The sequence below is a fragment of the Streptomyces sp. NPDC004435 genome (assembly GCF_042873895.1).
GTDB lineage: Bacteria > Actinomycetota > Actinomycetes > Streptomycetales > Streptomycetaceae > Streptomyces.
This window is the reverse complement of the sequence record NZ_JBIAMB010000032.1, coordinates 65076-71132: the sequence shown is the minus strand read 5'-3', so window position 1 is coordinate 71132 and position 6057 is coordinate 65076. Positions and strand designations below refer to the sequence as shown.

Sequence of the window (6057 nt, the reverse complement as noted above, 5' to 3'; positions counted from 1 at the left end):
AGGATCCCGGGCATCGTGAAGGACGAGGTCAAGCCGCAGGTCCACACCTGGACCTTCGAGGACGGCAAGGTCCTCATCGTCCTGTCCGAGGGCCGCCTGCTGAACCTGGGCAACGCCACCGGGCACCCGTCGTTCGTGATGTCGAACTCCTTCGCGGACCAGACCCTGGCCCAGATCGAGCTCTTCACCAGGCCGGAGCAGTACCCCACCGGCGTCCACACCCTCCCCAAGCACCTCGACGAGAAGGTCGCCCGCCTCCACCTCGACGCCCTCGGCGTCCGACTCACCGTCCTCACCGACGACCAGGCCGCCTACATCGGCGTCCCCGTCGACGGCCCGTACAAGCCCGACCACTACCGCTACTGAGCCCGCATGTGTACCGACTGCCTGCCCGCCGAGCGCGACCCGTGGCTGCCCGACCGGCTCCTCACCACCGAGCGGGACCTCCTGATGCCGCTGCTGCGCCGCACCCCGGAGGAGGCGTACGAGCTCCGCACCGCCTGCCCCGGCTGGACCGCCCGCCAGGTCCTCGCGCACTGCGGGGCCGCGCTGGTCCGGATCGTGGAGGGCCGCCTCGAAGAGGGCGTCTTCCTCCCCGAGGCCAACGCCTGCGATGTCGCCGAGCGAGAGGAGTGGCCCCTCGGCCGCGTCCTCGACGAGCTGGAACGCGGGCTCACCGAGGCGGGTCCGGTGATCGCGGGCCACGAGGACGGGCGGCTCGACGCGGTCGCCCTGGGGGAGTGGGTGCACGCCGGAGACGTCCGGGAGGCGTTCGACGAGCCCGGCGCGTACTGCGGCGACGCCCTCGCCCTCGCCCTGCCGCTGCTCTCCGTCACCAGCCGGCGGCGGGAGACCCCGCGGCTGGTCGGCCGGCTCGCCGACCACGCCGGGGAGGTGGCCCTCGGCAACGAGATCGAGGGCCGCCCGCCCGCCGTCTTCGACGGCGACGCGGCCACCCTCATCCGCATCTACGCGGGCCGCCCCCTGGTCCGCACCCGCTACGCCCTCACCGGCGCCACCGAGCAGGAACTGCTCATCTACAGGTGAGCCCGGGAGACCGGTGAACCCGGGAGACCGGTGAACCCGGGAGCCCGGGAACCCGGGAGCCCGTGGGACCCGGGAACCCGGCGCGGGCATAGCCCGTTCGGTCCCCGCCGTCGTGCGGGGGCCCGGGGGCGGGGGTGTGCTGGGTCGTGACCCCCACCCCCGCACCCACGGGAGCAGCAGCATGGCCGTCATCGTCACCGTCGAGATCCCCGGCGGCACCCAGGAGCAGTACGAGGCCGCGATCGGCCGGCTCGGCGCCGCCGAGTGGTGGCCGCCGCAGGGCTTCCTCGCCCACGCGGCGGGGCCCGACGGGTCCGGCGGCTGGCGGGTGGTGGACTTCTGGGAGACCGAGGAGGACTTCCTCGCCTTCGCGGTGAAGGCCCGCCCGATCTTCCAGGAGACGGGCATGCCGCCGATCCTGCCGACCTTCCAGGAGGCGGTGAAGGTCATGGTCCGCTGACCCGGCCGGAACCGCAGCGGCCCGAAAACCCTTTGCGGGGCGGGGGAGCGGCCGCCACCCTTCCCCCATGACCCGTCATCCCGCATCCCGGCCCGTCGCGGACCTGTTCTCCGCCGAGGGCCGCCTCCTCGCGATCCCGCGCCGCCCGGCCCGCCGTGCCGCGCTCCTCGCCCACCTCGCCGAGACCCTCTTCGAGCCCGGCCGCGTCTACCGCGAGGCCGAGGTGAACGAGGCCCTGCTGACCGTGCACGAGGACTACCCGGCGCTCCGCCGCCACCTCGTCGTCGGCGGCGAGCTGGCCCGGACGAAGGACGGCTCGGCCTACCACCGACAGCGGACGGCCCCTGTCCCCGGAGGCGCGGCCCCCGCCGTCGCATGACCTCCGCGGTGGTGGCCGGCCTGCTGGCCGGCTACGGCATCGCGATCCCGGTGGGCGCCGTCGGCGCGCACCTCGTGGCGGTCGCCGCCCGCAGCCCGTGGCGTACGGGAGCGGGCGCGGCGCTCGGCATCGCGGCGGCGGACGGCCTGTACGCCCTCGTCGCGGTCCTCGGCGGCGCCGCCTTGGTGCCTCTGCTCGCGCCGGTCGCGGTCCCGCTCCGCTGGGCGTCCGCGGTCGTCCTGCTGGCCCTCGCGGCGGCCTCGGCCCGTACCGCCCTCCGTGTCCACCGCGCCGGGACCCCGGTGGCGGACCGGCCGGTCACGGCCCCGCACCGGGCCTTCTGGACCTTCCTCGGCATCACGGTCCTCAACCCGATGACGGTCCTCTACTTCACGGCCCTCGTCCTCGGCGGCCACACCACGACGGGCCCCGCCGAGGCGGCCGTCTTCGTCGCCGCCGCCTTCGCCGCCTCGGCGAGCTGGCAGCTCCTCCTCTCCACCACCGGCACCGTCCTCGGCCACACCCTGGCGGGCCCCCGCGCCCGCCTCCTGACGGGCCTGGTGTCGAGCGCCCTGATCGCCGTGCTGGCGGTGGGCCTCGTGGCCTGACGGCGTCTCACCGGCCCGCTGGTGCGCCGGCTCCCACCTGCGCCCGCGCGGCGGTCAGGCGCCGGGGGCGTACCGCGCCAGGAACAGGTCCACGCCCGAGCTGATGACCCGCTCCAGCTCGGCCTCCTCGATCTCCGCCTCCGGGGAGAAGGTCCGCACGAGCTGCGGCACCCCGACCGTCACCGCGACCAGCTGCTGCACCGCGAGCCTCGGGTCCGGTGCGTCGAGGTCGCCCCGGGCGTCGAGCTCGGTGAACGCCTCGATCAGCGGTCCGTTGTTCATGTCGTAGCTGACCCGGTACCAGAGCCGGCCCAGCTGCGGGAACCGGTCGATCTCGCCGATCACGAGCCGTCGCAGCGACATGATGTCCGGCCGCAGCAGGATCCGCGCCCAGTCCGTCGTCAGCTTCACCAGCGCGGAGCGCAGGTCGGGCGCGGCGGCGACGCTGGAGTGGGTGGGCTCCAGGTCCGCGTACGTCTTCGGGAGGACGCCGCCGATGACGGCGAGGAAGAGCCGCTCCTTGCTGCCGAAGTGCTTGTAGATGGTCGCCTTCGACACTCCGGACCGGGTGGTGATGGCGTCCATCGACGCGGCCGAGTAGCCCTCCGCCAGGAACTCGGTCAGCGCCGCGTCGATGATCGCCTGCCGCTTGCGCGAGGCCGCGTCGGCGGGGTCCGGGATGACCGGGATCCCGTACGCGTCGAGGTCGTCCTTGCTGACGGCCATGGCGGTGTGTCCTCGGGGGTGGGGGTCGGGGGAGCGGGACCCAGTATATGAACTGAACGGTTCGGTCTGCGACGAGGGCACCGGCGTGCTGTACCACCGCGGGACCCCGGCGTGCTGCCCTCTGGCTGTACCGCCGCGAGCAACGCATCGATGCCGTCGAGGAGTTCACCGACGGCAGCTACCTCCACCTCGCCGGGCCGGTCAGTCGCGGCGGGTCAGCAGGAGTGCGGTGGTGCCGAGGGCGGCGCCGGCGGCCATCGCGCCGCAGCGGGAGCGCCACGACAGGGCCGACCACTGGGACTCCGCCGACAGGAGGGAGCCGAGGCTCGCCCAGGAGCCCACGGAGAGGATCGAGGCGGCCGAGCCGACCGAGCCGATGGACAGGAAGGAGCCCACCGAGCCGATCGACAGCGTCGAGCCGACCGACCCGATCGACAGGAACGAGTTCCGGGAGCAGAGGGACCAGCGGGAACCGTCAGCGCTCATGGATCGATCGTAGGCACGCGTGCCTATCCGGCGCAGGCCGGCAGGAACTCCAGGCCCTCCGGCGTCCCGAACCGGACGACCGCCAGATACGCCTCCGGGTAGTCGCACCCGAGGTCGGTCCACCGCAGTGCGAAGAAGGTCCACACGGCGAAGCCGGCGAGCAGCCACCATCCCCAACGCTTCGACATGCACGGCCCGTACCCGGCGGGCCGCCGGAGGAACCGGTTCCCCCGGCGGCCCTTCGGCGCACGTCAGGAGCGCGGGGTCACCGAGCCCGCGTAGACGTTGTCCGGGGTGATCACCCCGGTGACCGCGCGGGCCACCAGGGTGGAGGGCTCCTGGCCGCCGCTGAGGGAGTCCGTGTTCAGCATCAGGACCAGGGTGGCCCGCTGCGACGGCAGGTACACGGTGACCGTCTCGTACCCGGGCAGGGAGCCGTTGTGGCCGATCCACCCGTTGGTGTCGAGGATGCCGAGGCCGTAGCCGGTGCCGGGGAAGCCCGTCGGGAGGGTCTTCATGCGCTCCGCCTGGGTGGCCGGGCTGAGGAGCTTCCCGGTGGCGACGACCGGAGCCCAGCGGCGCAGGTCGTCGAGGTTCGAGATCATCCCGCCGGCCGCCCACGCCCAGCTGGGGTTCCAGTCCGTCGCGTCGGCGACGGCGCCGGTCAGCGTCTGGTCGGTGTAGCCGCGCGGGTGCGGCTCGGGGAACTCGGCGCCCTTCGGGAGGAAGGTGTTCCGCAGTCCGGCCGGGCGCACGACGTCCTCGCGGAGGACGTCCGCGAGGCGGCGGCCGGTGACCTTCTCGACGACCAGGCCCAGCAGGACCAGGTTGGAGTTCGAGTACTGGAAGGTCGTGCCGGGCTCGGAGGTGTTGGCGTGCCGGTAGCCGTACGAGAGCACCTCCCACGGGGTGAACGGCCGCTTCGGCGCGCTCAGCAGGTCGCGGGTGAAGTCGGCGTCGGAGGTGTACGGGAAGAGGCCGCTGCGCATCTCCGCGAGGTGGCGCAGGGTGATGCGCCGGCCGTTCGGGACACCCCGCACGTACCGGTCGATCGGGTCGTCGAGGCGGACCTTCCCCTCGTCGACGAGCCGGAGCAGCGCCGTGACGGTGAAGGTCTTCGTCTCGCTGCCGATCCGGACGTACATGCCGGCGGACATCGGCTCGCCGGTCCGCTTGTCCGCGACGCCGGTGGCCCGGACGTAGCACCCCTTCCCCGGCATCCAGACGCCGACGACGAGCCCGGGGATCCCGGCCTCCCCACGCACCTTCTCGACGGTGGAGTCGAGCCGGGCGGTGAGTGCGGAGGGCAGTCGCTCGTGCTCCGGGCAGCGGTCGCCGCCGTGCCGGAGGGGTACGGGCACGGGCGCGGCCGTCGCCGGGAGCGCGGCGGGCGCGAGCGCGGCCGCCGCGAGGAGCACGGCGGTGGCGAGGAGCCGGCGGCGGGGGGTGCGTGGTCGTGGTCGTCGCATGGGGAGCGCCTTCTCGGTGGGGGGCTGAGGGCTTACGAGCGCTGCCAGATCAGCACCGGCGCCCGCGCCCGGGGCCCGGCTTCCGCCGCGAGCGGGGGCGAGTCCACCCGTACGGCCTCCGGGCGGGCACGCGCGCGCGTGCAACCGGGTCCCCGTGCGGTGGCGTCCCCCACGGGGTCCGCGGATACGGCTCCGCGGAGCACGGAACAGGAGACCGACGATGACCAGCACCGCCGCCCGCTCGGCCCGCTACCTCTACCTCACCCGGCACGGCGAGGCCACGTCCGACGAGAGCGGCCTGACGGAGGCGGGCCGCCGTCAGGCCGTCCTGCTCGGGGAGCGGCTGCGGGGCGCCCCGCTCACGGCGGTCCACCACGGGCCGCTCGCCCGGGCCGCGGAGACCGCCCGGCTGGTCGGCGCGCAGCTCGACGGGGTCCCGGTGCGGGCCTGCGACGAGGCCGGCGACTACGTCCCGTACGGGCCCTCCCGGGAGGAGCTGCCGGCGGACGCGGCCGACGCGCTGCTCGGCTTCCTGGGGCAGTTCCCCGAGGAGGAGCGGGCGCGGGGCGCGGAACTGGCGGCGGAGGCGGTCGCGCGCTTCACGGGACCGGTCGAGGGGGACGAGCCGCGTCACGAGCTGGTCGTGACACACAACTTCCTGGTCGGGTGGCTGGTGCGGGCGGCGATGGACGCGCCGGCGTGGCGGTGGATGGGCCTGAACCACGCGAACGCGGCGCTGACGGTGATCCGTTACGCCCCTGGGCGGCCGCCGTCCCTCGTCCTCTTCAACGACACCTCCCACCTCCCCCGCGCGCTGCGCTGGACCGGCTTCCCGGAGCCCCTCCCGGTGTGACGCCGGTCCCGCGCGGTGGGTCGGTGTGA

General features: G+C 74.3%; 10 protein-coding genes. 6 read left to right on the top strand and 4 right to left on the bottom strand.

What is annotated here, in order from left to right; genetic code table 11:
- The 5 genes from ACFYT9_RS37535 to ACFYT9_RS37515 form a co-directional block, all read left to right on the top strand.
- Nucleotides 1-366, top strand: a 366-nt coding sequence (locus tag ACFYT9_RS37535; RefSeq protein WP_389171255.1) for an adenosylhomocysteinase, incomplete at its 5' end; no start/stop codon positions are given.
- Nucleotides 367-372: 6 nt separating this feature from the next.
- Nucleotides 373-1047: a maleylpyruvate isomerase family mycothiol-dependent enzyme gene (locus ACFYT9_RS37530; protein WP_376597994.1), complete on the top strand. Its 675-nt coding sequence runs from the start codon at nucleotides 373-375 to the stop codon at nucleotides 1045-1047.
- A gap of 181 nt (nucleotides 1048-1228) precedes the next feature.
- Nucleotides 1229-1507: a hypothetical protein gene (locus ACFYT9_RS37525; protein ID WP_389171252.1), complete on the top strand. Its 279-nt coding sequence runs from the start codon at nucleotides 1229-1231 to the stop codon at nucleotides 1505-1507.
- Nucleotides 1508-1574: 67 nt separating this feature from the next.
- Nucleotides 1575-1886, top strand: coding sequence for a DUF2087 domain-containing protein (locus tag ACFYT9_RS37520; RefSeq protein WP_376597991.1), 312 nt, complete (start codon nucleotides 1575-1577; stop codon nucleotides 1884-1886).
- Nucleotides 1883-2494, top strand: a complete 612-nt coding sequence (locus ACFYT9_RS37515; RefSeq protein WP_389171249.1) for a LysE family transporter — start codon at nucleotides 1883-1885, stop codon at nucleotides 2492-2494. Before ACFYT9_RS37520 ends, ACFYT9_RS37515 begins: the two co-directional genes overlap by 4 nt.
- Nucleotides 2495-2548: 54 nt before the next feature.
- On the opposite strand, the gene ACFYT9_RS37510 is transcribed toward ACFYT9_RS37515, so the two are convergent.
- The 4 genes from ACFYT9_RS37510 to ACFYT9_RS37495 all read right to left on the bottom strand — a co-directional run bounded on the left by ACFYT9_RS37510 (nucleotide 2549) and on the right by ACFYT9_RS37495 (nucleotide 5175).
- Nucleotides 2549-3220: a TetR/AcrR family transcriptional regulator gene (locus tag ACFYT9_RS37510; protein WP_387280098.1), complete on the bottom strand. Its 672-nt coding sequence runs from the start codon at nucleotides 3218-3220 to the stop codon at nucleotides 2549-2551.
- A gap of 201 nt (nucleotides 3221-3421) precedes the next feature.
- Nucleotides 3422-3706, bottom strand: coding sequence for a hypothetical protein (locus ACFYT9_RS37505; RefSeq protein WP_389171246.1), 285 nt, complete (start codon nucleotides 3704-3706; stop codon nucleotides 3422-3424).
- Nucleotides 3707-3729: 23 nt separating this feature from the next.
- Nucleotides 3730-3894, bottom strand: coding sequence for a hypothetical protein (locus tag ACFYT9_RS37500; protein WP_376597984.1), 165 nt, complete (start codon nucleotides 3892-3894; stop codon nucleotides 3730-3732).
- 63 nt (nucleotides 3895-3957) lie between these two features.
- Nucleotides 3958-5175: a serine hydrolase domain-containing protein gene (locus tag ACFYT9_RS37495; RefSeq protein WP_387280102.1), complete on the bottom strand. Its 1218-nt coding sequence runs from the start codon at nucleotides 5173-5175 to the stop codon at nucleotides 3958-3960.
- 220 nt (nucleotides 5176-5395) lie between these two features.
- Between ACFYT9_RS37495 and ACFYT9_RS37490 the strand changes: the two genes are divergently transcribed.
- A complete protein-coding gene (locus ACFYT9_RS37490) occupies nucleotides 5396-6028 on the top strand; it encodes a histidine phosphatase family protein (RefSeq protein ID WP_387280103.1) in 633 nt (210 codons plus the stop codon).
- The last annotated feature ends 29 nt before the right edge of the window (nucleotides 6029-6057 follow it).

Bases quoted from the DNA above. Each gene is read 5' to 3' on its own strand.
- ACFYT9_RS37515 (WP_389171249.1), top strand. From the start codon at position 1,883: ATGACCTCCGCGGTGGTGGCCGGCCTGCTGGCCGGCTACGGCATCGCG.
- ACFYT9_RS37510 (WP_387280098.1), bottom strand. From the start codon at position 3,220: ATGGCCGTCAGCAAGGACGACCTCGACGCGTACGGGATCCCGGTCATC.
- ACFYT9_RS37500 (WP_376597984.1), bottom strand. From the start codon at position 3,894: ATGTCGAAGCGTTGGGGATGGTGGCTGCTCGCCGGCTTCGCCGTGTGG.
- ACFYT9_RS37520 (WP_376597991.1), top strand. From the start codon at position 1,575: ATGACCCGTCATCCCGCATCCCGGCCCGTCGCGGACCTGTTCTCCGCC.
- ACFYT9_RS37530 (WP_376597994.1), top strand. From the start codon at position 373: ATGTGTACCGACTGCCTGCCCGCCGAGCGCGACCCGTGGCTGCCCGAC.
- ACFYT9_RS37525 (WP_389171252.1), top strand. From the start codon at position 1,229: ATGGCCGTCATCGTCACCGTCGAGATCCCCGGCGGCACCCAGGAGCAG.
- ACFYT9_RS37495 (WP_387280102.1), bottom strand. From the start codon at position 5,175: ATGCGACGACCACGACCACGCACCCCCCGCCGCCGGCTCCTCGCCACC.
- ACFYT9_RS37490 (WP_387280103.1), top strand. From the start codon at position 5,396: ATGACCAGCACCGCCGCCCGCTCGGCCCGCTACCTCTACCTCACCCGG.
- ACFYT9_RS37505 (WP_389171246.1), bottom strand. From the start codon at position 3,706: ATGAGCGCTGACGGTTCCCGCTGGTCCCTCTGCTCCCGGAACTCGTTC.